Origin of the sequence: Streptomyces armeniacus, assembly GCF_003355155.1 — a bacterium.
Taxonomy (GTDB): domain Bacteria; phylum Actinomycetota; class Actinomycetes; order Streptomycetales; family Streptomycetaceae; genus Streptomyces; species Streptomyces armeniacus.
On sequence record NZ_CP031320.1, the window covers coordinates 4,969,887 to 4,992,255 of the forward strand.

A 22,369-nucleotide genomic window follows, 5' to 3' on the forward strand; every position below is an offset into this window, starting at 1 on the left:
TTGATGTCGACTCTATCGCGTGGGCGGCGCGGGTGCGCGCCCTCTGTGTGAACCGCGGCGTCCACTGGCAGGTCAACGACCTGCCAGTGGACGGGCGTTCCGCTAGTGCGCGTCGCGTTCCGCGGCTTCGGCGATGCGCTTGATGTTCGCCAGTCGCCGGTCCCACTCGGAGGCGAGCGCGGCCATCCACCGTGCCGTCGCGTCCAGTGCCGCGGACCGTACGGCGTACCGCACCTCGCGCCCGACCCGGTTCGCCGAGACCAGCCCGGCGCCGTCCAGCACGCCGAGGTGCTTGACCACCGCCTGCCGCGAGACCGGCAGCCGTTCCGCGAGCGTCGTGGCGGTGGCCTCGCCCTGCGCGGCGAGCAGATCGAGCAGGAGACGCCGCGTCGGGTCGGCGAGCGCGGTGAGGACGCTGTCGACGGCCTCGCTGTCCGCGTCCGTCCGGCCGGAACTGCCGCTCCTGCCGGGGCTGTCGGCCCCGTTGGCCGCCCTGTCGGCCCTGCCCGTCCTGTCGGCGGTGCGGTGTGCGCCGGTCACCTCGTCCGTCACTCCGGTGATTCTTCGGCAGACGCCTTGAGCGCGTCCAGGCACTGGGGCCAGCCGTCGGCGTGGTCCTCCCGGTTCTTGCGGCGCAGCTCGTCGGACCCGGCCAGCTTCGTGAAGCCGCTCTCGACGACGCTCAGCCGCGTCTCGGCGCCCTCGCTGGTCAGGGTGAACTCGACGAGCGTGCTGTTGTCCTCGCGTACCTCCTGGTCACGGAACGCGCTGATCCACCGGTAGGCGGCGTACGTTGGCGGCTCGAGCTTCTCCACGCGGAGCGGGAAGTCGCCGTGCTCGGAGTGCTTCACGACCATCGTCTCGCCCTCGGTGGTCGCCACCCCGGACTGCCCCGGCGGGTCGGCCACCCAGAACCCGGGCACGGCCACCAGCGACCAGACGCGGTCCACGGGGGCGGCGATCAGGATGTCTCGTTCGATCCGGTCTTCGGTCATCGGGTGCTCCTCGGGTGGTGAGTGGATGCGCAACCCGAGCATTGCACGTCCCTCACTTAGGTGCAACCCCTCGGTTGCGCCTCCGGCGTGCGCCCCGCGCCCGCACTTCAGCGGCACGAGGGACTGCGGCAAGCCCACTGGGCCAGGGGAGGAACGGGCCCGGGCCCGGGAGCGGGCGGGGACGGAGGGCCGTCAGGGCGTGATCAGGTGGCGCAGGTACGCGTGGGGGTCGGACATGTAGCGGCGCCAGTGGTCCACCAGGGCCAGTTCGTCCCACTCCACGCGGCGGGAGCCGTGTTCGCCGACCTCGATGATGTCCGCGCCCGGGGTCGCGGCGAGCAGCGGGGAGTGCGTGGCGCAGACGACCTGTGCTCCCGACTCGCCCAACTCGTGCATCAGCGCAACCAGTTGCAGGCACGAGGTGAACGACAGGGCGGCCTCCGGCTCGTCCATGACGAAGAAGCCCGGCGCGTCGAACATCGAGCGGAACATCGCCAGGAAGCCCTCGCCGTGGCTCATGGCGCTGGTGTCCTCGGGCCAGTAGCCGGGCAGGCCGCCCAGGTTCTCGGTCATGTCGAACGCGGTCTCCGCGCGCAGGAAGAACCCCTTCTTCCGGCGCCGCGGGCCCGCCAGCATACGGGCGCCCGCCACGGTCGTGTCCGCCCGCAGCACCTCGCCGAGCGGCGTCTTCGACGGGTCGGGGCGGCCGTAGAGCCTGCCGAGCCGGCCGCCGTACGCGTCCAGCTTGAAGCTCTCGGCTATCGCTTCCACCAGCGTGGACTTGCCCGAGCCGTTGTCGCCGACGAGGAACGTGACGGGCCGCCGCAGCGTCAGCCCGTGGTCGAGCAGTTCCGCGACGCACGGCACGGTGAACGGCCACTGGCCGCGCCCGGCCGCGTCGGGGGCCAGCCCCTCCGGTACGTAGACCCGGTCGACGAACACGGAACTCCCAAGCCGTAGGCGGTCGGTCGAGCGGTCGGCCTGCAGGCCTCCGCCGTGGAGCCGCCCAGTATCCCAGCCGGGCGGTGCGCGCCCGGAGGGCGGTCGGCGGAAAGTCCGCCGCCGGGTGTCCATCCGCGGGGTCCCCGTTCGTCGTGTTGCCGAGAGCCGGGCCGGGCCCGGCCGCCGTACGAGAGGAGCAGACGTGAGTGGAGCACGCAGCACAGCACACGGCGTGGACGGGGCCGCGGACGCGGTCGTCCTGCGCGAGCAGGTCCTCGACCGGCCGGACGGGCCGGACCGGCCGGACCGGCCGCGGGCCCTGCCGGACAAGCGGCATCGGCTACGACGTGATCGACTGCGCCGATCTGGACGAGGCCGTGGGCATCGCGGCACGGCACCCGGTGGCGGAGTTCGGGCTGCTCGAGATCCGGCCGTTCTACGCGTGACCGCGACGGAGACGGCGACGGAGACGGCGGCGGGCAGCGTACGGCGAGCGGCGGGCCGCGCGTGACCGAGGACGTCGAGGCGGCGGTCGCGGCCACCTTCCGGCAGGAGTGGAGCCGCGTCGTCGCCACGCTGATCCGTACGACGGGCGACTGGGACCTGGCGGAGGAGTGCGCGCAGGACGCGTTCACGCGGGCGCTGGCCCGCTGGCCGCAGGACGGCGTGCCGCGCAGGCCGGGCGCCTGGATCGTGACCACCGCCCGCAACCGGGCCGTCGACCGGCTCCGCCGGCGCAGCGTGGAGGCCGGGAAGCTGCGGGAGCTGGCGCTGCTCGGCGCGGGCCCGGACAGCGAGCCCGTACGCGAGTACCTCACGCGGCGGCTGGCCGAGGTGACGGGCTGACAGGGCTGACGGGCCGGTGCCCCGAGAGGGCCACAGCGGCCACAGCGGCCATGGCGCCCAACGCCGGGCCCGCGCCCCTCAGTCCACCGTCGCCGCGCAGACCAGCCGCCGGTCGTGGCCCACTTCCCGCTCCGGCCCGGTCAGCCGGATCGGGACGCGGTGCCGTACGTCCGTGCTGGACGCCGCGAAGCGCAGCTCCAGTTCGCCCGGTTCGACGATCCGGTGTCCGCTCAGCCCCGTGAACGAGGTCAGGTCCGCGTGGAAGCGGAACCGCACCCGGCGGGCCTGTCCCGGACCGAGCGGCACCCGTGCGTAGCCGATCAGCCGGGTGTCGGGGCGGGTCGTCTGGGCGACGGGGTCGTGCAGGTAGAGCTGTACGACGTCGGCGCCCGCGCGGTCGCCCGTGTTCCGTACGGTGAGCTCCAGTTCGGTGCCCCCGTCGGTCGGCAGTTCCGCCGGGACGGCCGCGAAGTCCTCCCAGCGGAAGCCGGTGTACGACAGGCCGTGCCCGAACGGGTGCAGCGGCGTCGGGTCGAGACTGCTGCTGTCGCCCGCGAGCCCCAGCGGCGGCTGGAGGTACGTCCACGGCTGGCCCCCGGGCCCGTACGGGATGCTGACCGGGAGCCGGCCGGAGGGATTGACCCGGCCGGACAGGACGCCTGCCACGGCCGGGCCACCCTCCTCCCCCGGAAAGAAGGCGGCCACCGCGCCGGCGAGCCGCTCGGCCCAGCGGCCCAGGGCGTACGGCCGCCCGGAGAGGAGTACGAGCACCACGGGGGTGCCGCTGGCGAGGAGCGCGTCGAGGAGTTCGCCCTGTACGCCGGGGAGCGCCAGGTCCGGGGCGTCGCAGCCCTCGCCCGAGGTGCCGCGCCCGAACAGGCCCGCCCGGTCGCCGAGTACGGCGACGCACACGTCCGCGTCGCGCGCCAGCCCGGTGGCGGCGGCGATGCCGCCGGTGTCCGCGCCGCTGACGTCGCAGCCGGGCGCGTACGTCACGTCGGCGCCGTCGAACTCCCCGCGCAGCGCCTCCAGCACGGTCGGCACGTGCACGCCGAGCGGCACGTCCGGGTGCGAGACGCCGACGTGGGCGGGGAAGGAGTAGCAGCCGAGCATCGCCAGCGGGTCGTCGGCGCGGGGGCCGACGACGGCGATGCGGGCGCCCGCGGCGGGGCTCAGCGGGAGCGTGCCGGAGGGGTTGGCGAGGAGGACGCAGGAGCGTTCGGCGGCCGTACGGGCGAGGGCGCGGTTGGCGGGCGGGTCGAGGTCGAGGCTGCCGGCGGCGACACCGCCGTTGACGCGCCGTCGCCCGTACGGCCACCCTCCCTGTTGCCGGACCTGTTGCCGGACCCGTTGCCCGTGCCCGCGAGCGCGGGCGGCAGCGGCGACCAGTCCGGGTCGAGCAGGCCGAGTGCGCACTTCTGCCGCAGCACCCGTTCCGCCGCGCGGTCCAGCAGCTCCTCGGGGACGCGTCCGGCACGTACGGCGCCGGTCAGGGCGTCGCCGTAGCAGCGTACGGTCGGCAGCTCCGTGTCCACGCCCGCGGCCAGGGCGACTCCGGCCGCGCCGCCCGGGTCGGCCGCCACCTTGTGCAGGGTCTCCAGGAAGCCGACGCCGAAGTAGTCGGCGACAACGGTCCCTTCGAAGCCCCAGGTGCCGCGCAGCAGCCCGGTGAGCAGCTCGTTGTCGGCGGCGGACGGTACGCCGTCGACCTCCGTGTACGAGCTCATCACCGAACGCGCGCCGCCCTCGCGCAGCGCCATCTCGAAGGGCGGCAGGACGACGTCCGCCATCTCCCGTACGCCCGCCCGCACGGGCGACAGGTTGCGGGCGCCGGCCGAACCGGCGTACCCCGCGAAGTGCTTCAGCGTGGCGACCACGCCGGTGCTCTCCAGCCCGCGCACGTAGGCGGCGCCGAGGGTGCCCACCAGATACGGGTCCTCGCCGATGGTCTCCTCCACGCGGCCCCAGCGCGCGTCCCGTACGACGTCCAGCACCGGCGCGAGGCCCTGCTGCACGCCGACGGACGCCAGGTCGCGGCCGATGCGGGCGCCGAGTTCGGCGACCAGCTCCGGGTCGAACGTGGCGCCCCAGGCGAGCGGCACCGGATACGCGGTCGCGCCGTGCGCGGTGAAACCGGCCAGGCACTCCTCGTGGGCCACGGCCGGGATGCCGAACCGGCCCGCGGCGACGATCCGCTGCTGTGCGCGGGCCAGGGCGAGCGCGCCGAGCGCGGGGTCGACGGGGGCGGTGCCGAAGCAGCGGGTGAGCTGGCCGAGTCCGCGGGGGACGAGGGCGTCCCAGTCGACCGCGTCCGTCATGTCGTGCTGGTGCGGCGCCACATGCTCGCCGGACTGGTCGGCGCCCATCCAGATCCCGTACAGCTGGGCCGACTTCTCCTCCAGCGTCATCCGGGCGAGCAGATCGGCCACGCGCGTCGCGGCGGGCAGTGCGGGGTCGCGCCAGGGCGCGTCTTCTACGGCGTCCTGGGCGGACGTGGCGTCGCGGGCGGGGCGGACGGTCATGGGGGAGTGGGTCCTCTCTGTCTGTACGAAGGGGCGCGGGCGGCTACTTGCCGCCGGCTCCCATGAGCCCGTTGATCAGCGCGCGGCGTGCGACCAGATAGACGGCGAAGATGGGCACGCCGGACAGCACGACGGCCGCGAGCAGGGCCGGGATGTTGATGCCGAACTGGCCCATGAACGTGAAGAGTCCGAGCGTCAGCACGCGCGGCCCCTCGGACTGGGTGAGGATCAGCGGGAAGATGAAGCCGTTCCACGCCTGGAGCGCGGCGAAGATGGCCACCGTGCTGATGCCGGCGCGCGACAGCGGCACGGTGAGCTGGAGCATCATCCGCATCGGCGAGGCTCCGTCCAGCGCCATGGCCTCGTACAGCTCCTCGGAGATGTCCCGCATCGTGCCGGTGAGCACGATGACGGCGACCGGCATGGCGAAGGCCGCGGTCGGGAGGATCACCGCGAGCAGGGTGTCGTAGAGGCCGAGTTCGCCGATGATCAGGTACAGCGGTACGACGACGGCCTGCGCGGGAATCGCCACGCCCAGCAGGAACACCCGGAAGGCCAGCCCGGACCAGCGGTCCCGGGTGCGGACGGCGACGTACGCGATCGGCACGGAGAACGCGAGCACGAGCGCGACCACGGCCACGGCGACCAGCGCGGTGTTGCCGATCAGGCGCGGGAAGCCGCTGTTGAGCACGGTGTTGTAGTTGTCGAGGGTGGGATTCGAGGGCGGCGCCAGCGGGTTGCCGGTCAGCGCCTGGTCCTGCTTCATCAGCGACGCGGACAGCATCGTGTAGACGGGGACCAGGACGACGACGAGCCAGATCAGCGAGCCGGCCCCGGCGAACGGGTTGACGCGGCGGCCCAGCAGCGGACGGCGCGTACGGCCGCCCCCGCCGCGTCCGCGCGGAGCGCGGGGCGTACGGTCGGGCCTGCCGCGCGAACCGGGCGGGCGGGGGGACTTGTCGACATCCGCGGCGGCCGGTGCGGTGCTGGTGGGTCCGGTGGGTCCGGTGGTTCCGGTGGTCATGTCGGGTCACATCCCTTCGCGGGTGCTGCGCATGGCACCGAAGCCGGTGAAGCGGACGAGCAGCAGCGCCAGCCCGGTGGCCGTGAGCACCAGGAACGTGGCGATGGCGCTGGCGTAGCCGAGGTCGAACTTCTGGAAGCCGGTGTGGTACATGAGGTACGGGAGGATGGTGGTGTCGGTGCCGGGTCCGCCCTTGGTGAGGATGAGGACCGTCTCGAAGTACGTGAGCGTGCCCACGACCATCAGCACGGTGGACGTCGTGACGGTGTCGCGCAGCTGCGGCAGGGTGATCGAGAAGAACTGCCGTACGCGGCCCGCCCCGTCCACCTCCGCCGCCTGGTAGAGCACTTCGGGGATCTGCCGGGCGCCGCCCTGGTAGATCAGCGTGTGGAACGGGATGAACTGCCAGCCGCCGACGAACACCACGGCCAGGAACGCGCTCGTGGAATTGCCCAGCACGTTCTGGTCGCCCAGCCCGAACCACTCCCCGAACTGCTTCACCGCACCGAAGTTGGGGTCCAGCACGGAGTGGAACAGCAGCGCGATGGCCGTACTGGACAGCAGCAGCGGGATGAAGAACACCGCGGACAGCACCGCGCGGTTGCGCTGCCGGCCGGCCGCCCACACACCGAGCAGCAGCGCGGCGGGCGTCTGGAACGCCCAGCTCGCCAGGACGAGCAGCGCGGTCAGCCCGGCGGCCCGGTGCATCTGCGGATCGCCGAGCAGCGTGGTCCAGTTGTCCAGGCCGGTGAACCGGGGTGCGGACAGCCCGTCCCAGTCGCAGAACGAGAGGTAGACGGCGAGCACCATCGGCGCGAGCGCGAACGCCGCGAAGAACAGCACGCCGGGCAGCACCCACGCCGGATGCGGGCGCCCCACCCTGCGGTCGAGCTGCTGCCCCTTGCGGCGGTCCCGCGCCTTGCGGCCGTCTTGCGGTGGGTGCCGGTCGGGCCGGCGGTCGAGCGCCGCCGTCACTTCAGGCCCTGCATCGCGCTGACGAACTGGCGGGGCGAGGACTGCCCGACGAACAGCTTGTTGATCTCCGTGAGCATCGGTGCCGAGAGGTCGGAGGGGAGTGCCTGGTCCCAGGACAGCGTGAAGCTGGGCGCGTCCTGCACCAGCTTGTACTGGAACTTCGAGAACTCTGGGCTGGGCGAGGAGTCCAGCAGCTTCTCCGCACCGGCGGTCGCGGGCACGTCGCCGTTGGCGATGAGGGCCTTGGCGTAGCGGTCGGACGCCATCTCGGTGAGGAACGCGATGGCGGCGTCCTTGTTGCCCACGTTGGCGTGCACCGACCAGTAGTTGGTGGGGTTGCCGACGACGTTGCGGGGGTCGCCGGTGCCGCCGGTCACCGTCGGGAAGACGGCCCAGCCCAGGTCCTTCTCCGCGAACTCGGGGTGCTTGCCGAGCTGGGTGGGGTACTCCCACGAGCCCATCAGGTGCATCGCGGCCTTGCCCTGGGCGAAGAGGGCGGGTGCGCCGCCGCTGTCGTAGCCCACCGAGGAGAAGTTCTTGCCGAACGCGCCCCCGTCGATGAGGTCCTTCACCTGCTCCGCGGCCTTCAGCACGGCCGGGTCCTCCCAGCGGGCCCCCTCGTCGTTCTGGATGCGGGCGAACACCTTCTCGCCCCCGATCCGGTCCACCAGGTACTCCAGCCACATGAGTTCGGTCCAGACGTCGACCCCGCCGAGGGCGAACGGGGTGATGCCCTTGCCCCGTACGGTGTCGATGATCTGCTGCAGGTCGTCCCAGGTCTCCGGCGGCGTCAGCGAGTGCTTGTCGAACACGGACTTGTTGTAGAAGAGGATCACCGGCTGCATGCCGCGCATGGGGATGCCGTAGTTGCGGCCTTCGAGTTCGCCGGCCTTCATCACGGACGGCAGGAAGCCGTTCTTCAGCTTCGGGTCGGCGCGTACGGCGTCGGTGAGGTCGGTCAGCCGGCCGGCCTCCTGGAACGGCCTGATGCTGCCGCCGCCCCAGTTGAAGAAGATGTCCGGGCCGCTGGGCGAGCCCATGGCCGTACGCAGCTTGGCGACGTAGTCGGAGCCGGGCACCTCCTCCAGCTTGACCTTCGCGTCGGCGGATTTGTTGAACCGCTTGACGGCGGAGCGCTGCACCTTCACGGCGTCGTCGCCGTAGACGTACGTCGTCAGCTCCCCGCCGTCGGAACCACCCGCGCCACCCCCGCCGCAGGCGGTGAGTCCGGGGGCGGTCAGTGCCGCGGCGCCGGCCCCGAGTATCCAGCGCCTGCTGTACGTCCTGTGGGTTACTCCGGGCTTCATGACGGCACCCTCTGTCGAATGTCTCTGATGTCTCTGGCGAATGACTGCGGATCGAAACAACGAATGTTGCGAGAAGCTTTACGAATTTTCGGTCACGTTAAGGAGGGCTGCCGCCCGCGTCAAGGGGTCGCGCACACTCGGTCGCAGAGCGTGCTCCGACTACGGGACGACCGCGCCCGGCGCTACCATCGGCGGCATGAGTCCCGCAAAAGCGCAGCGGCGCCGCACCCCAGAGCCGCAGGAGGAGTCCGCCGAGGAGTCGCCCCCGAGCACCGCGACCCTCGCGGAGATCGCCCGTGCCGCCGGCGTCTCCGCCCCGACAGTTTCGAAAGTCCTCAACGGCCGGGCCGACGTCGCCGCCGCGACCCGTACCCGTGTCGAGGAGCTGCTCCTGCACCACGGCTACCGCCGCCGGCGTACGGAGGCGAGCCGGTCACCCCTGATCGACCTGGTGTTCCACGAGCTGGAGAGCGCCTGGGCGATGGAGGTCATCCGGGGCGTGGAGAACGTCGCGCGCCAGGAGGGCCTGAGCGTCGTGCTCTCCGAGAGTGACGGTCAGCTGACCCCCGGGCAGACCTGGCTGGACCGGGTGCTGGCGCGCCGGCCGCATGGCGTGATCCTGGTGCTCTCCGGGCTGGACCCGGCCCAGCGCGCCCAACTGGCCAGCCGCGACATCCCGTTCGTGGTCATGGACCCGGCCGGGGACCCGGGTGACGAGGTGCCCTCGGTGGGCGCGACCAACTGGCAGGGCGGGCTCGCCGCGACCCGGCATTTGGTCGAACTCGGCCACCGGCGGATCGGCGTGATCGGCGGACCGCCGCGGATGATGTGCAGCCGCGCCCGCATCGACGGGTACCGCGCCGCGCTCGAGGCGGCGGGCGTGCCCGTGGACCCTGGGCTGATCCGGGAGGGCGACTTCCACCACGAGGCCGGCTACGAGGTGGGCCGCGAGCTGCTGCGCCTGCCGGACCGCCCGACGGCGGTCTTCACCGGCAACGACCTGCAGGCGCTCGGACTCTACGAGGCGGCCCGCGAGCTGGGCCTGCGGGTGCCGGAGGACGTGAGCGTGCTCGGCTTCGACGACCTGCCGCTCACCCGCTGGGTCTCGCCGCCGCTGACCACCGTCCGCCAGCCGCTGGCGCAGATGGCGGAGGCCGCGGCCCGCATGGTCCTGGACCTGGGCCGGGGCGAGCGGCCGGCGGCGACCCGTATCGAACTGGCCACCAGCCTGGTCGTACGGGGCAGCACGGCGCCGCTGGAGGAGGCGTGAGCGGGCGCGGGGCGGCGTAGGGCGGAATGGAGCGGGGGCGGCGCGCGATCGGGGTCGGGGCAGCGGGCGAAAGTTTCGCCGCCGTTCACGCGGGGGAGGTTCCCGCCGCCGTGACCGCGCGGGCAGCGCGTCACGACGGGCAGATGCAGCGGACGCGGCCGCAGTTGGGGCAGACAGGCACATACGGAGCCATGGGGCTTACGGTGCCGTGCGGAACTCAATAATCCGTGAGAAACGGATGAGTATTTCCCAACACGGTGGGATCAGAACGGCATTTGGGCCCCGGCCTTCCAGCCCCTCCGGCCCCGGCGCCCGGCCCGCGGGCTCAGGCGCTGAGCGAGGAGTCGTCGCCGGTCGGGTCCGTGCCCGGCAGGCGGTGGCGCGCGGCGATGAGCGCGGCGTCCACGTGCTTGGTGCCGGTGGAGATGCACAGCGTGTACGCGACGTCGTCCATGCGGCGCCGCACCTCGGGTTCACCGCCGCGGGCGTGCAACGCCCGCAGTGCCTCGTACTGCTCGACGAGGTTCCGCAGCACGGCAGGGTGGGCCAGCAGCACGGTTCTCTCCTCTCGTACGGCCGCGTCGTACGGCGTCATGGTGTGTGCCCAGGGGTCGCCTGGACCGTCCGGGTTCCCCGATCGGACCGGCTGAACCCCCGCTCCCGGCGCCGCCTCCGTCCCGCCGTCGCGGGCGGGGCACCGCGGTGCGGTGTGCGGTGGGCGTGGGTACCGTGAGGGTGGCGCTGCCGCGCGTCGTCACGCAGTCAGACCGGACGCCGGTCGCGCGGACCGGCGGACCACCGGAGGGGTGACCGCCATGCCGTCGCACTCCCGGCTCGCCGCCGGACTCGCCGCCCCGCTGCGCGCCGTCCGGGCGGTCGTCTTCGACACGGACGGGGTCCTCGTCGACTCGGCGCGGCTGCACGCCGCCGCCTGGAAGGACGCGTTCGACCCGTGTCTGGCGGAGGCCGGCCAGCGGCCCTTCGACGCACGCGAGGAGTACCGCCGCTGGGTCGACGGCAAGTCCCGGCTCGACGGCGCCGCCGCCCTCCTCGCCGCCCGCGGACTCGCGCTGCCGGAGGGCGGCGCGGACGACCCGCCGGGCACCGGCAGCGTGCGCGCCGTGGCGGCGCGGAAAGAGGAGGCGTTCACGCGGCGCCTCGGCGCGGCACCCGTGCCCGTATGGCCCGGTACGCCGCGGCTGCTGCGCGCGCTGCACGCCGTACGGACGCCGTGCGCCGCCGTGTCCGCGTCCCGGCACGCGCCCGAACTGCTGGCGCGGGCGGGGCTGCGGGAGCTGTTCGCGGTGGTCGTCGACGGCAACGAGGCCGCGCGGCTCGGGCTGCCCGGCAAGCCCGACCCGGCGCTGTTCCTGGAGGCCGCGCGCCGCCTGGGCGCGCAGCCCGCGGAGAGCGCCGTCGTGGAGGACGCCCTCGCGGGCGTCGAGGCGGGCCGCCGCGGCGGCTTCCGCACGGTGGTGGGCGTGGACCGCGCGGCGAGCGCGGACAGTGCGGCGGATCTACGCGCGTACGGCGCCGATGTGGTGGTAGGCGACCTCGCGGAACTGCTGGCCGAGAACGCAGGACACGCGGAACACGAGGAGCAGGCGGAACACCCAGAACACGCGGAACGGGCCGAGCAGTCCGGGCAGACCGACACGACCGACCGGAAGGAGTGACGACGGTGACAGCGCACCCGGCGCCGCGGGACCCCGACGACACGGACGGCTGGACATGGCGGTACGAGGGCTACGACCCCGGGCAGGAGGGCCTGCGGGAAGCGCTGTGCACGCTGGGCAACGGCTGCTTCGCCACCCGGGGCGCCGCGCCCGAGACCACCGCGGACAGCGTGCACCACCCCGGCACGTACGCCGCCGGCTGCTACAACCGCCTCACCTCCGACGTCGCCGGCCGCACCGTCGAGAACGAGGACATGGTCAACCTGCCGAACTGGCTGCCGCTCCGCTTCCGCGCCCGCACCGGCGAGGGCGAGCCGCCCGGCGCCTGGCTCACCCCGGACACGGCGCGGGTGCTGGAGTACGCGCTGACGCTCGACCTGCGGGCCGGCACCCTCACCCGCCGGATGCGGCTGTGCGACGAGGAGGACCGCTGCGTCGCCGTCACCCAGACCCGGCTGGTGCACATGGGCGATCCCCATCTCGCGGCGATGCGCACGGAGTTCACCCCCGAGGGGTGGACCGGCGTGCTGGAGGTCGAGTCGGCGCTCGACGGCGACGTGCGCAACGACGGCGTGGCCCGCTACCGCGACCTCAACGGGCAGCATCTGCACGGCTGGCGCACCGGCACCGCACGCGGCGGCGTGCTGTGGCTGGACTGCCAGACCGTCACCTCCGGCGTACGGATCGCGCTGGCCGCCCGTACGCGTACGTCCGAGCGCCGTGCCGTGGCCGGCTGGCCCCGGACGGAGGAACGCGCCGTCTCCCAGCGGACGGACGTGCCGGTCACCGCGGACCGCGCCGTCGTCGTGGACAAGACGGTGGCCCTGCACACCTCGCACGACCAGGCGATCAGCGACCCGCGGCACGCGGCGGTCGACCGGGTGCGCGGCGCGCCCGCGTTCCCGGAGCTGCTGGTCTCGCACCGGGACGCCTGGGAGCACCTGTGGCAGCGGGCCGGGCTCGAAGTGCCGGGCGAGGCGGGGCAGATCCTGCGCCTGCACCTGTTCCACGTGCTGCAGACCCTGTCGCCGCACACCGCCGCGCTGGACGCCGGGGTGCCCGCGCGGGGGCTGCACGGGGAGGCGTACCGGGGGCATGTCTTCTGGGACGAGCTGTTCGTGCTGCCGTATCTGAACCTGCACTTCCCCGAGGTCTCCCGGGCGCTGCTCGCCTACCGCCACCGCCGTCTCGCACGCGCGGAGCGCTCCGCGGCCGACGCGGGGCGGCGGGGCGCGCTGTACCCGTGGCAGAGCGGCAGCGACGGCCGCGAGGAGACCCAGACCCTGCATCTGAACCCGCGTTCCAGCCGCTGGCTGCCGGACCACTCGCGGCTCCAGCACCACGTCGGCTCGGCGGTGGCGTACAACGTGTGGGAGTACGCGCAGGTCTCCGGCGACACCGAGTTCCTGTACGGGCCCGGCGCCGAGATGCTGCTGCAGATCGCCCGGTTCTGGGCGTCCGGCGCGTCCTGGGACGCGCGGCGCGGCCGCTACCGCATCCGCGGGGTGGTCGGCCCGGACGAGTACCACGACGCGTACCCCGGGGCCGGGCACCCCGGCGTGGACGACAACGCGTACACCAACGTCACCGCCGCCTGGGTGCTCTGCCGCGCGCTCGACGTCCTGCGCGAACTCCCCGCGCCGCGCCGCGAGGAGCTGTGCGAGCAGCTGGGCATCGGCGCCGACGAGCCCGAGGCGTGGGAGGACGTGTCCCGCAAGCTGTACGTGCCCTGGCACAGGGGCGTCATCAGCCAGTTCGAGGGCTACGGCGAGCTGGCGGAGCTGGACTGGCAGGCGTACCGCGAGCGTTACGGCGACATCCGCCGCCTGGACCGGCTGCTGGAGTCCGAGGACGACAGCGTCAACCACTACCAGGCGTCCAAGCAGGCCGACGTGCTGATGCTCGGCTACCTCTTCCCCGCCGGCCGGCTCGCCGCACTCTTCGACCGGCTCGGCTACCGCCTCGACGACGCCACCTGGCGCGCCACCCTCGACTACTACCTGGCCCGCACCAGCCACGGCTCCACCCTCAGCAGCCTGGTGCACGGCTGGGTGCTGGCCCGCGCGCACCGCGCGGAGAGCTGGGAGTACTGCCGCGAGGCACTGCTCGGGGACGTCGCCGACGTACAGGGCGGCACGACACCCGAGGGCATCCACCTGGGCGCCATGGCCGGCACCCTCGACCTCGTGCAGCGGGGCGTGACCGGCCTGGAGGCGGACGGCGACGCGCTGCGGCTCGACCCCGTGCCGCTGCCGCAGCTGCCGCGGTTCGACGTGCGCCTGCGCTACCGCGGGCACTGGGGCGTACGGCTGCGGCTGGACGACGGGCAGCTGCGCGTGAGCGTGCCCGAATCGGAGCAGGACCCCGTACGGCTGGCGCTGGGGGACCGTACGGTCGCGGTGGCGCCGGGCACGGCGTACGGGCTGGACCTGCCGGCGCGGGAGTGACGCGTACGCGCGGGGGATCGCCCCGGCACGTACGTACGCCCGCGGCGGCGGAGACCCGCGTACGGGGTCTCCGCCGCCGCGTCGTACGGGCGCCGGTGCCGGGCCACGGCCCGTGCGCGCGTCAGGACTTGGGCGCGGGCACCTTCGTCTTCGGGTCACCGTCGACGGCCGCCGCCAGCTGCGGCACCAGCCGGTCCAGCATGTACGGCAGGCTCAGCACCGTCACGAACGAGACGGAGTTGCCGTAGTCGCTGGACTCGTCCACGTACACCTCGCGGCGGTCCTTCGCCACGCCCAGGTCGGCGTAGATCGGGTCCTTGTGCAGCTTGGCCTCGTCCTTGGCGGGCTCTGCGGCGAGCCACACGACCGCGTCGGTGTCCAGCAGGTCGGTGCGCTCCTTGCTGATCTGGGCGCCGAACTCGTCGCCCACGACCTTGTCCAGGTCCGCCGGCAGCTCGAAGCCGAGACCGGTGAGGATGCGCGAGCGCGGGTCCTGGTCGCCGAAGGCGAAGATGCCGTCGTACGGCGTGGCCATGACGGCGCGCTTCTTCGCGAACTCCGGGTGGTCCTTGCTCGCGGACGTGAAGCGGGCCTCCACGTCGTCGACGAGCTCCGCCGCCTTCGGGCCCTGGCCGAGCGCCTTGCCGATGGTCTCGGTCTGCTCCTGCCACGGCACGCCGAAGTCGTTGTACTTCTCGGGCTGCGCGACCACCGGGGCGAACTTCGACAGCGTGTCGTACTGACTCTTCGTCAGCCCGCCGTACACCGCGAGGATCAGGTCGGGGCGCAGCGCGGCGATCTTTTCCGTCTGCGGGCCCGTGCCGGTGTCTTTCAGGACGGTCGGCGGCTTCGCGTCGCCCAGCTTGCCGGCGGCCCACGGGCCGACGGCGCCCTTGTAGCCGCCGAGCCACTCGGTGGTTCCCACGGGCACCTTGCCGAGCGCCAGGACTGCGTCCTGGTCGGTGAGGCCCACGGTGACGATCCGCTTGGGCTCGCTCTTCACCGTGGTGGTGCCGTACTTGTGCTTCAGCGACACCGGGAAGGCGCCGTCCGCGGCGGAGTTCTCCGCGGAGTCCGAGCCGGAGCCGGAGTCGTCTCCGGAGCCGCAGGCCGTCGCGGTGAGCAGGAGCGCCAGCACGGCGGCCAGCGCCGCGGTGAGCGGCCGGGTGCCTCTGGGTGAGCGGAGCATCAGCGGTTCCTTCGGGGTCGGTTCGGGCTGTCGGGTACGTGTGGGGGGCGGGGACGGGGGATGGAGTCAGGTGACGCCGGGAGCGTCGGCGGGTGCGCCGTGCGTGGCGCGGCTGCCGGACCAGGCCTCCCACAGCTCGGCGTACGGGCCGTCGGCGCCGCGCAGTTCGTCGTGGGTGCCGCTCTGCACGATCCGGCCGCCGTCCATGACGACGATCCGGTCCGCCGACGCGGCCTGCGTGAGCCGGTGTGCGACGACCAGCGAGGCGCGGCCCTCGACGGCGCGCGCGGCGGCCCGTTCGAGCGCGCGTGCGCCGGTGCTGCCGGCCTCGGCGGTCGCCTCGTCGAGCACGGCCACCGGCGGGTCGGCCAGCACCAGCCGGGCCAGGGCGAGTTGCTGCACCTGCGCCGGGGTGAGCCGGTGGCCGCCCTCGCCGACGACGGTCAGCAGCCCGCCCGGCAGCGCCTCCGCCCAGTCCAGGGCGCCCACGGTGGCGAGCGCGTCGCGCAGTTCGGTGTCGTCGGCGCCGGGCCGCGCCAGCCGCAGGTCGTCCGCCAGCGGCCCGGCGAACACGTGCGTCTCCTGGGTGACCAGCGCGACCGGCAGCCCCCCGTCGTGCCGCGCGCCCGCGGCCAGCCGTACGGAGCCGGAGCCGGGCTGGTGGATGCCCGCTACGAGCTTGGCGAGCGTGGTCTTGCCCGCGCCGGTCGGGCCGACCAGCGCCACGCGTTCACCGGCGTGGAGCGTGAGGTCCACGGAGTGGAGGACGGGGCGGCCGGGTTCGTACGCGTGTGTGACGCCGGAGGCGGTGACGGCGGCGGGCGGCTCGGCGGCGTCCTCGTACGGAGCTTCCTCCGGACCGGTCTTGTCCGCGGGTGCCTTGGCCGCGAGTGCCTTCTCCGCGGGGGTCTTCTCCGCGGGTGCCTTCTCCGCGGGTGGCTCCTCCGGTGGTGCCTCGTCCGCCACCCCGATGAGCCGGGCGAGCGAGGCGGTCGCCGACTGCGCGTCGTCGAGCAGCACCAGCGCGGCGTTGACGGGGGTGAAGAGGCTGTGGAAGTAGAGCGCCGCCGCCGTCGCCGTGCCGATCGACACCGCGTCCTCGCGCACCAGCCAGTACCCGGTGCCGAGGACCGCCGCGAGGCCGGTGAACTCGGCGATGTGCAGCCGGTTGTAGAACCGCAGCACCAGCCCGACCCCGCGCATCGTCAGGTCCACCGCCGCCGACGAGCGCTCCGTGACCCGCGCCGTGTGCTGCTCCTCCAGCCGGAACGCCCGTACGGTGCCCGCGCCCGAGATCGTGTCGAGCAGCTGCTGCTGCTGTGCCCCGGTGGCGATCCGCTGCCGGGCGTAGAGCGGGACGGCGTGCCGTACGTACCAGCGGGCCGTGTACGCCTGGATCGGCACCGCGAGCAGCGCCGCCACCAGGAACCGCCAGTCCAGGGCGGCCATCGCCGCCAGCGTCAGCACGATGGCCAGCACGGAGCGGGCCAGTTCGGGCAGCGCCGTACGCACCGCCTCGCCCACCCGCGACACGTCGCCGGTCACACGGGCGGTCAGGTCGCCCGCGCCCGCCTCCTCGACGCGTTCCAGCGGCAGCCGCAGGGCGCGTTCGACGAACTGCTCGCGCAGCCGCGCCAGTACGGTCTCGCCGAGCTGCGACACCAGCGACAGCCCGAGCGTGGTGGTGCCGCCCTGCACGAGCGCCACCACGGCCAGCAGCACGACCGGGAGCGTGAGCGCGTCGGCGGACCGCTGGTCGTTGACCACGTCCACGATGCGGCCGAGCAGCGGCTGTACGAGCAGACCCACCGCCGTCGCCCCGACCATCGCCGCGAACCCGCCGTACGCCAGGGCGCGGTGGGGCCGCAGCAGCCGCCGCACCACTGCGCGGGTACGGGCGGGGGCCGCGGTGGGCAGCAGCGTGCGAGCGCCGTCCCCGGCACCCTCTGCGTACGGGCCGTCCACGCCGCCGTCAGTACCGTCCACGCCGTCCGTCATGCCGTCCTCCGCCTTCCGGGGAGCGTCGTCGCTCATGCCAGCACCGCCGCGCGGTACGTCTCGTGGCGGCGTACGAGGTCCGTGTGCGGCGCCGTATCCGCGATCCGCCCCTCGACGAGCAGCACCACGCGGTCGGTGACCGACAGCAGCGCGGGGCTGGTGGTGACGAGGACGGTCGTACGGCCCTTGCGGGTCTGCCGGATGCCGGCCGCGATACGGGCCTCCGTCACGGCGTCCACGGCGGTCGTCGGATCGTGCACCACCAGCACGGGCCGGTCGGCCGCCAACGCGCGGGCGAGCGCGACCCGTTGGCGCTGCCCGCCGGACAGTGAGCGGCCGCGTTCGCTGACGGCTGTGCCGTCCCCGTACGGCAGCGCCCGCAGGTCCTGCGTCACACCGGCCGCCTCCATCGCCGCGTCCACAACGGCCGGATCGCCGGCCGGATCGCCGGTCGCATCGCCGGACGTGCCGACTGAACCCGCCACATTGCCGCGTACCGTCCCCTCGAACAGGTCCGCGTCGTGGTCGGCCACCAGCACCGCCGTACGCAGTTCGCCCGGGTCCAGGTCCCGCAGGGGCACGCCGTCCAGCTCCACGTCACCGGAGTCCGGGTCGGTGTGCCGGGCCAGGCAGCGCAGCAGCGCCGCCGCGTGCGCCGGGTCCGTGGCGACCACGCCCAGCAGTTCGCCGGGTTCGATGTCCAGGTCCACGCCGTCCAGGCCGCCGTGGCGCACGCCGCGCAGCCGTACCGCGCCGCGTACGGGCCGCGGCAGGGCGCCGTCCCCGGCGCGTACGGCGTACGGCGTGGCCAGCACCTCGGCGATCCGCCCGGCCGACGCGCGGCCCTGCGCCATCTCGGCGTTGACCGACGCGAGCACCTCCAGCGGCCCGAGCAGGAACAGCGTGAGCCCGACCGCCGACACCAACTGCCCCAGGCTGATGCTGCCCTGGGTGGCCAGCCGCCCGCCGACCAGCGCGACGGCCGCGATCAGACAGCCCGTCAGGGCCAGCACCATGCCGCTCTGGAACGCCTGTGCGCGCGCGGCCCGCAGTGTGGCCCGGAGCGAGTCGCCGCTGGTGGTGCGGTAGCGGTGGAGTGCCGCGGCCTCGCCGCCGATGCCCTTGAGCACCCGCAGCCCGGACACCAGGTCGGCGGCGACGGCGGAGGCGTGCGCCGCCCGCTCCTGCTCGGCCTCGCTGCGGGTCTCCAGCGGCTTGCTCAGCAGGTGCCCGAGCCACAGCAGTACGGGCGTGCCCAGCAGCACCACCAGGCCGAGCTGCACGGAGGTGCGCAGCAGCACGACGGCGCAGACGAGGATGCCGGTCAGCGCGGAAATCCCCAGCATCAGCGCCATGTTGACGGCGCCGACGCGCCGGGCGTCCTCGGTGGTGATGTTCGCGAGCGCTCCCGGCAGCCGCCCCTCCTCGGCGCCGCCGCCGGGCTCCAGCACCCGCCGTACGAGCCGTACGCGCAGGTCGTGGTCGGCACGTACGGCGGCCCGCTCACCGGACCAGGCGCCGAACCGGAAGCTCAGCGCCAGCCCCGCGTAGACCACGGCGAGGACGACGAGCCAGCGCGCCAGCGCGCCCGCGTCCGATCCGGCCACCGCCCGGTCGATGACGACACCGATCAGGACGGGCACCAGCGCCTCGCCCACCTGGTGCCCGGCGCCGAGGAGCGCGCCGATCGCCACGCCCCGGCGCTGCTCGCCGACGGCCGCCTTGAGGACGTCGTTTCCCGACGGCGCGGGCCGCTCCGCGCTCACCCGCCGCTCCGCGTCCACCCCCGGCTCCGCGCTCACCCGCCGGTCCGTACGGGCACGGCGCTCGCGCGCTGGGCGAGCAGGGAGTCGAGGATCTCGCCGGAGCGTACGGCGGTGTTGGACAGCAGCGAGGACGTGATGCCGTGCGTGTGCTCGGTGGCGCCCTGGAGGTAGATGCCGGCGGTGGTGCCGGGCGCGGTCTCGACGCGGTGGTCGCGTCCGACGCGTACGGCGTCCGCCTCGTCCCGCAGGCAGAGCTTGGCGGCCTCGCCGAGGAGGGCGCCGATGTCGCGCGGGCGGTAGCCGGTGGCGTGGACGAGCAGATCGGCGTCGAGGAACTCGCGTTCCCCGGTGGGCAGATACTCGACGGAGACCTCCAGCCGGCCGTCCCGCTCGCGTACGTCCCGTATCCGGGAGACGTTGCGCATCCGGAGGCGTTCGCGGCCCTGCACCTTCTCGCGGTACATGGTGGCGTACAGCGACTCGATGAGGTCCATGTCCACCACCGAGTAGTTGGTGCCGCGGTGGTAGTCGAGGAGGGACTGCTTCACGTCGGCGGCGGCGCGGAAGAAGACGTCCACCGCCTCCGGGTCGAAGATCCGGTTGGCGAACGGGCTGTCGTCGGCGGGCGTGTAGCCGTACTTGGCGAAGACCGCGCACACCTCCGCCGCCGGGAACGACCGGTGCAGATAGTCGACCGCCTCGGCGCCGCTCTGCCCGGCGCCCAGCACCAGGATGCGGCCCACGGGCGCGCCGGACTCGGTCAGAGCGCGGACGCGCGGCAGCAGTTCGCTGTTGTGCCACACGCGGTCCGACAGCGCGGTGCCGGGCGGCAGATGGGGTTCGAGTCCGACGGCGACCGAGACGTTGCGGGCCCGGCGTACGACGGTGCGCTCCGGCGCGGCGGGGTCCCGGCTCACCACGTCGAACCAGCGGATCTCCCCGTCCTCCGTCGTCACCGGGTCCACGGACACGACCTCGGCGGCGTACGTGACCTGGTCCGCGACGCGGGCCGCGGCCCACTCGAAGTACTCGTGGAACTCGATCCTCAGCGGGAACAGCGTCTTCGCGTTGAGGAAGTCCACCAGGCGGCCGCGCTCCCGCAGGAAGCACAGGAAGCTGAACTCGCTGGCCGGATTGCGCAGCGTCACCAGGTCCTTGAGGAACGACACCTGCATCGTGGCGTCGTCGATGAGCATCCCGCGGTGCCAGCCGAGCGACGGCTGCCGTTCCAGGAACCGCGCCCGGATCCTCTCCTCGGGGGCGGCACGTGCGTTGTGCTCCTCGATCGCGATGGCGAGTGCCAGATTGGACGGCCCGAAGCCGATCCCGAGCACGTCATGGACGGTGTCAGGCGTGTCGTGCAGTGAGTTCACCGCAACTTCCCTTCCCCTCGGCGCCCCTGAGGATAGATAAGGTTAGGCTTACCTTGCAACGTGGCTCCGAGGAGAGGATCGAATATGCGGGTCGTTATGTTCGGCTATCAGACCTGGGGGCACCGCACGCTCCAGGCGCTGCTGGAATCCGATCACGAGGTGGTCATGGCCGTGACGCACCCCAAGAGCGACCACGCGTACGAGAAGATATGGGACGACTCGGTCGCAGATCTCGCCGCGAAACACGACGTTCCGGTCCTCCTCCGGAACCGGCCCGACGACCCCGAACTCCTCGCCGCGCTCCGTGAGTCGGAGCCGGACATCATCGTCGCCAACAACTGGCGGACCCTGCTGCCCGAGGCCGTCTTCGACCTCCCGCCGCACGGCACGCTCAACGTGCACGACTCGCTGCTCCCCGCCTACGGCGGCTTCTCACCCCTCATCTGGGCGCTCATCAACGGCGAGAAGGAAGTCGGCGTCACCGCACACCGGATGAACGCCGCACTCGACGCGGGCGACATCCTGCTCCAGCGCGCCGTGCCCGTCGGCCCGTACGACACCGTCACCGACCTGTTCCACCGTACGGTCGACCTGATCACGCCCGTCGTACGCGAGTCCCTCGACCTGATCGCCTCCGGGCAGGCGCGGTGGCTGCCGCAGGACCGCAGCCGGGCCAGCTTCTTCCACAAGCGGAGCCTCGAGGACAGCCGCATCGACTGGACCTGGCCCGCCGAGGACCTGGACCGGCTGGTGCGCGCGCAGTGCGACCCGTACCCCAACGCGTTCACGTACCACCGCGGAAAGCGGCTGCGCATCGTCAAGGCCGCCGTGTCGGAGGGGCGTTACGGCGGCACTCCCGGCCGGATCTTCATTCCGGAGGGCGACGGCGTGGTCGTCGTCGCGGGCGCGGAGGCCAGGAGCGGACGGCTGCACGGGCTGCTCGTGCAGCGGGTGCGTACGGAGGACGGCGCCGAGCACGCGGCGTCCGATTACTTCCGCACGATGGGCGGCTACCTCACGGCGAGGCCGTAAGCGGGCTCACGGCGGGGTCCTGCCCGCGGGACCGGTCCGGCTCCTCCCGCTGTTTCTGTTCCGGCGCGGCCGCCGTCTCCTGCGGGGCGGCGCCGGCGCCGTGGTGCCGTCCCATCGGGATCACCATCGGTGTGCCGCTGACCGGGTCCTCGCCGACTTGGCAGCGCAGATCGAAGACGTCCTCGACGGTCTCGGCGGTGATCACGTCGCCGGGCGCGCCCTCGGCGACGATCCGCCCGGACTTCATGGCGATGACGTGATCGGCGTACCGGCAGGCGTGGTTGAGGTCGTGCAGCACCATCACGACGGTGCGGTCCTCGCGCCGGTTGAGGTCGGTGATCAGATCCAGGACGTCGATCTGGTGCGCCAGGTCCAGATACGTCGTCGGCTCGTCCAGCAGCAGTACGGGCGTGCCCTGCGCGACCGCCATGGCGATCCACGCGCGCTGCCGCTGCCCGCCGGACAGCTCGTCCACCGGCCGGGCCGCGAGGCCGGTCATGCCGGTGGCGGCCAGCGCCCCGTGCACGGCGCGCTCGTCGCTCTTCGACCACTGCCGCCACCACGTCTGGTGCGGCGAACGCCCGCGGTTGACCAGGTCGATCACCGTCAGCCCCTCCGGCGCGACGGGGCCCTGCGGGAGGATGCCGAGGCGCTGTGCCAGCTCCCGCGTGGGTATGGAGTGCAGGGCGCGGCCGTCGAGCTGTACGGCGCCGGCGCGGGGCGCGAGCAGCCGGGCGAGGGCGCGGAGCAGTGTGGACTTGCCGCAGGCGTTGGCGCCGACGATGGCGGTGATCCGGCCGGGCGGCACGGCCAGGTCGAGGCCGTCGACCACGGGCAACTTGTCGTAGGCGAGGCGCAGGTCCCGCGCGCGCAGCTCCGGGTGGGCAGCCTGTGCGGGCGCCTTCCCGGCCCCCTTCCCGGCCGCCTTCGCGGACGAGGGCGCGGGCGGCGCGGACGGCGGCGCGTTCGACGGCGCGGGAGCCGGTGTGGGATCAGCCGACATGCGA

17 protein-coding genes and 2 pseudogenes are annotated in these 22,369 nt (G+C 73.4%); 6 read left to right on the forward strand and 13 right to left on the reverse strand.

The features are described 5' to 3' along the window. Positions 1-102: 102 nt before the first annotated feature. The 3 genes and pseudogenes from DVA86_RS35395 to DVA86_RS21720 all read right to left on the reverse strand — a co-directional run. Positions 103-429, reverse strand: a pseudogene (locus tag DVA86_RS35395) (ArsR/SmtB family transcription factor); the annotation flags it as partial. A 119-nt stretch (positions 430-548) separates the two neighbouring features. Next, positions 549-995 carry an SRPBCC domain-containing protein gene (locus DVA86_RS21715; protein ID WP_208880671.1) on the reverse strand — a complete coding sequence of 149 codons (447 nt, stop codon included), beginning with the start codon at positions 993-995 and terminating at the stop codon, positions 549-551. 192 nt (positions 996-1,187) lie between these two features. Then, positions 1,188-1,937: an AAA family ATPase gene (locus DVA86_RS21720; protein ID WP_208880673.1), complete on the reverse strand. Its 750-nt coding sequence runs from the start codon at positions 1,935-1,937 to the stop codon at positions 1,188-1,190. Between the two features lie 206 nt (positions 1,938-2,143). On the opposite strand from DVA86_RS21720, the gene DVA86_RS21725 reads away from it, so the two are divergent. Both DVA86_RS21725 and DVA86_RS21730 read left to right on the forward strand, forming a co-directional pair. Continuing rightward, on the forward strand, positions 2,144-2,383 hold the full coding sequence (locus tag DVA86_RS21725) for a YciI family protein (protein WP_208880675.1): 240 nt from the start codon (positions 2,144-2,146) through the stop codon (positions 2,381-2,383). Positions 2,384-2,444: 61 nt separating this feature from the next. Next, positions 2,445-2,783 carry a sigma factor gene (locus DVA86_RS21730; protein ID WP_208880676.1) on the forward strand — a complete coding sequence of 113 codons (339 nt, stop codon included), beginning with the start codon at positions 2,445-2,447 and terminating at the stop codon, positions 2,781-2,783. A gap of 78 nt (positions 2,784-2,861) precedes the next feature. On the opposite strand, the pseudogene DVA86_RS21735 reads toward DVA86_RS21730, so the two are convergent. The 4 genes and pseudogenes from DVA86_RS21735 to DVA86_RS21750 form a co-directional block, all read right to left on the reverse strand. Continuing rightward, a pseudogene (locus DVA86_RS21735) lies at positions 2,862-5,305 on the reverse strand (beta-xylosidase/alpha-l-arabinosidase). Positions 5,306-5,348: 43 nt separating this feature from the next. Then, positions 5,349-6,329, reverse strand: coding sequence for a carbohydrate ABC transporter permease (locus DVA86_RS21740; RefSeq protein ID WP_208880678.1), 981 nt, complete (start codon positions 6,327-6,329; stop codon positions 5,349-5,351). A gap of 6 nt (positions 6,330-6,335) precedes the next feature. Next, on the reverse strand, positions 6,336-7,208 hold the full coding sequence (locus DVA86_RS21745) for a carbohydrate ABC transporter permease (protein WP_245997699.1): 873 nt from the start codon (positions 7,206-7,208) through the stop codon (positions 6,336-6,338). A gap of 92 nt (positions 7,209-7,300) precedes the next feature. Beyond that, positions 7,301-8,611, reverse strand: a complete 1,311-nt coding sequence (locus DVA86_RS21750; protein ID WP_208880680.1) for an extracellular solute-binding protein — start codon at positions 8,609-8,611, stop codon at positions 7,301-7,303. Positions 8,612-8,807: 196 nt separating this feature from the next. Between DVA86_RS21750 and DVA86_RS21755 the strand changes: the two genes are divergently transcribed. Further along, a complete protein-coding gene (locus DVA86_RS21755) occupies positions 8,808-9,881 on the forward strand; it encodes a LacI family DNA-binding transcriptional regulator (protein WP_208880681.1) in 1,074 nt (357 codons plus the stop codon). Between the two features lie 325 nt (positions 9,882-10,206). On the opposite strand, the gene DVA86_RS21760 is transcribed toward DVA86_RS21755, so the two are convergent. After that, positions 10,207-10,437, reverse strand: coding sequence for a DUF5133 domain-containing protein (locus DVA86_RS21760; protein ID WP_208880683.1), 231 nt, complete (start codon positions 10,435-10,437; stop codon positions 10,207-10,209). Positions 10,438-10,696: 259 nt separating this feature from the next. Here DVA86_RS21760 and DVA86_RS21765 point away from each other — a divergent pair, with 259 nt between their 5' ends. Together DVA86_RS21765 and DVA86_RS21770 are read left to right on the forward strand one after the other, a co-directional pair. Beyond that, entirely contained in the window at positions 10,697-11,557 is an 861-nt protein-coding gene (locus tag DVA86_RS21765; protein ID WP_208880685.1) for an HAD family hydrolase, read from the forward strand. Between the two features lie 5 nt (positions 11,558-11,562). Beyond that, positions 11,563-14,004, forward strand: a complete 2,442-nt coding sequence (locus tag DVA86_RS21770; RefSeq protein ID WP_208880687.1) for a glycoside hydrolase family 65 protein — start codon at positions 11,563-11,565, stop codon at positions 14,002-14,004. A 121-nt stretch (positions 14,005-14,125) separates the two neighbouring features. Here the strand turns inward: DVA86_RS21770 and DVA86_RS21775 are convergent, their stop codons facing one another. The 4 genes from DVA86_RS21775 to DVA86_RS21790 all read right to left on the reverse strand — a co-directional run bounded on the left by DVA86_RS21775 (position 14,126) and on the right by DVA86_RS21790 (position 20,330). Continuing rightward, complete coding sequence (locus DVA86_RS21775; protein ID WP_208880689.1) at positions 14,126-15,193, reverse strand: iron-siderophore ABC transporter substrate-binding protein; 1,068 nt, start codon at positions 15,191-15,193, stop codon at positions 14,126-14,128. A 66-nt stretch (positions 15,194-15,259) separates the two neighbouring features. Beyond that, entirely contained in the window at positions 15,260-17,227 is a 1,968-nt protein-coding gene (locus DVA86_RS21780; RefSeq protein ID WP_245996900.1) for an ABC transporter ATP-binding protein, read from the reverse strand. Continuing rightward, positions 17,224-18,993 carry an ABC transporter ATP-binding protein gene (locus DVA86_RS21785; RefSeq protein ID WP_245996902.1) on the reverse strand — a complete coding sequence of 590 codons (1,770 nt, stop codon included), beginning with the start codon at positions 18,991-18,993 and terminating at the stop codon, positions 17,224-17,226. Before DVA86_RS21785 ends, DVA86_RS21780 begins: the two co-directional genes overlap by 4 nt. Then, on the reverse strand, positions 18,990-20,330 hold the full coding sequence (locus DVA86_RS21790; protein WP_208880691.1) for a lysine N(6)-hydroxylase/L-ornithine N(5)-oxygenase family protein: 1,341 nt from the start codon (positions 20,328-20,330) through the stop codon (positions 18,990-18,992). Before DVA86_RS21790 ends, DVA86_RS21785 begins: the two co-directional genes overlap by 4 nt. Positions 20,331-20,414: 84 nt before the next feature. On the opposite strand from DVA86_RS21790, the gene DVA86_RS21795 reads away from it, so the two are divergent. Beyond that, positions 20,415-21,362: a methionyl-tRNA formyltransferase gene (locus tag DVA86_RS21795; protein ID WP_208880693.1), complete on the forward strand. Its 948-nt coding sequence runs from the start codon at positions 20,415-20,417 to the stop codon at positions 21,360-21,362. Here DVA86_RS21795 and DVA86_RS21800 read toward each other — a convergent pair. Then, on the reverse strand, positions 21,346-22,365 hold the full coding sequence (locus DVA86_RS21800; protein ID WP_208880694.1) for an ABC transporter ATP-binding protein: 1,020 nt from the start codon (positions 22,363-22,365) through the stop codon (positions 21,346-21,348). The genes DVA86_RS21795 and DVA86_RS21800 overlap by 17 nt on opposite strands. Positions 22,366-22,369: the final 4 nt, after the last annotated feature.